At 38.5% G+C, this 1,868-nt stretch carries 1 protein-coding gene; it reads left to right on the forward strand.

The window, feature by feature from the left end:
• The first annotated feature begins 217 nt into the window (after nucleotides 1–217).
• Nucleotides 218–1,522, forward strand: coding sequence for a MobV family relaxase (mobV, locus tag BO48_RS16740; protein WP_039043705.1), 1,305 nt, complete (start codon nucleotides 218–220; stop codon nucleotides 1,520–1,522).
• The last annotated feature ends 346 nt before the right edge of the window (nucleotides 1,523–1,868 follow it).

The raw sequence follows: 1,868 nt of genomic DNA on the forward strand, positions 1-1,868 counted from the left end.
TTTTTGGAGGGGGTCGAGGGGAAACTTTTCCCTCGTGGGTTTGGGCAAAGCCCATGATCTTTTCTTTTGCTTTTGAATTTGGGGGAGCGGTTTTTGCTCCCTTGCTTTTCGCCTCGCAGAGCACGTCCAGAAGAATTCTGGTATACCGTGTTATACCAAATGGTTTTGGCTCCTCTCGCCTGATGTGTTATTCTCTTCTCAAATGGAGGTGTACGAGATGGCGCACGTTCAGAAATTCACTAAAGGAAATATGCAAGGCTTGTCAATTCACTTAGACCGAAAAACAGAAAACCATTCCAACAAAAATATTGATACAGAGCGTACACATCTGAACTATGATTTATGCGAAAAAGACGGAGATACACTTTCCCGCATGGACGAAAGATTGAGTGAAGTTTATTGCATGAATCGGAAAGATGTAAAGGTGTGCTGTGAGTGGATCGTCACACTGCCTGAATCGCTTCACAATGAATCTGTTGAGTATCAGAGGAAATTCTTTGAGGAAACATACGAATTTCTTACAGATCGTTATGGAGGACAGGAGAACGTCGTTTCAGCGAATGTCCACAATGATGAAACAACCCCTCACATGCATTTTGATTTTGTTCCGGTTGTTTGGGATGAGAAAAAAGAGCGTGAAAAAGTATCAGCGAAAGAAGTGCTGACGAGATCGGAATTGAAAAGTTTTCACACTGATTTAGATAGACACTTGAAAGAGCGAATCCCTGAAATTTATCAAGAAGGAATTTTAAATGATAAGACGATCGGGATTGAAAATATTCATTCGCTGAAAAAATATTCAGCGGAGATTGAACAGCAGAAAGAGGAAATGGCTAACGAATTTAAGAGTTTTAAATATCCGCAAAAAGTTTTGAAAAGTATTGAGCGAGAAGTTGAGAAGAAAACTGTTGGAGTCTTTAATAAAAAAGAAGTAGTTATGTTGCCAGCGGAACGCTACGAGAAAATGAAAGAGTTATCGAATTCGAGTATTAGAATTCAACAACGATTTGATAAATACAAATCAAAAGCTGTTGAAGAAATTAAAAATTTAAAAGTAAATGTGAAAAATTTCGAGGAAGATAACGAACATCTTCGCTATCGAAATATTGATTTTGGTAGAGAAATTACATTGTTGCAAAAAGAGCGAGATCGACAAACAGAAAATGCAATTGTTTATAAAAGTATTTTGGAAGAAAAAGAGCCCGATCTTCAGATTAGTACGTTAGAATTTCAAGGCCGGTTAGTGCTTCATAATTTAGAGAATGACCGTATGCCAAAGAATAAAGAAGAGGGAGAAAACTGGCTGGAGATCCTCGAAGAAAATAAAGAAGAAAAGACGATTCCACAAAATCGACTTGAAAAAGCGATTGGTAAAATTAAATTGTTTTTAGAGAAATTTATAAAACGGGCTAAAGAAGCAGATTTCTCGATGGATTGGCTGGTGGAGAAAAACAAAGAACTTTCTCAGCAGCGGCAGCAACAGAAGAAAACGAAAAGCAGATCTAGTGGCATGGAGTTGTAATTGATCTTAGAATGCCCTTATTTCTCTTCAAAATCGTTTTTAAGAGCTTTTGAAGTAGTTTGCTAGGGTTTGTGTGGTTTTTTAAGCAATGCGGCTTAAAAAGGCTTGTGAGCGTTTTTAAAGTAATTAGAAATATGGTTTTAGATTTTTAGAAAAGCCCTGTGTTTTTTAAGGGCTTTTTTTGCTTTTTATGAACTGGATTTCGAACTAGATTTTACGAGGAGAGAGGGAAAAAGGGGGGGCTACTACGACCCCCCCTTTAAGTGCCGAGTGCCAATTTCAGCGAAAAAGCCGCACGAAGCCAGGTGGGACAAGGGTTTGTGGTGGGCGAGTTCTCGGCGACTTT

This window comes from Lacicoccus kunmingensis DSM 17847 (assembly GCF_059568765.1).

Bases quoted from the DNA above. Each gene is read 5' to 3' on its own strand.
- mobV (WP_039043705.1), top strand. From the start codon at position 218: ATGGCGCACGTTCAGAAATTCACTAAAGGAAATATGCAAGGCTTGTCA.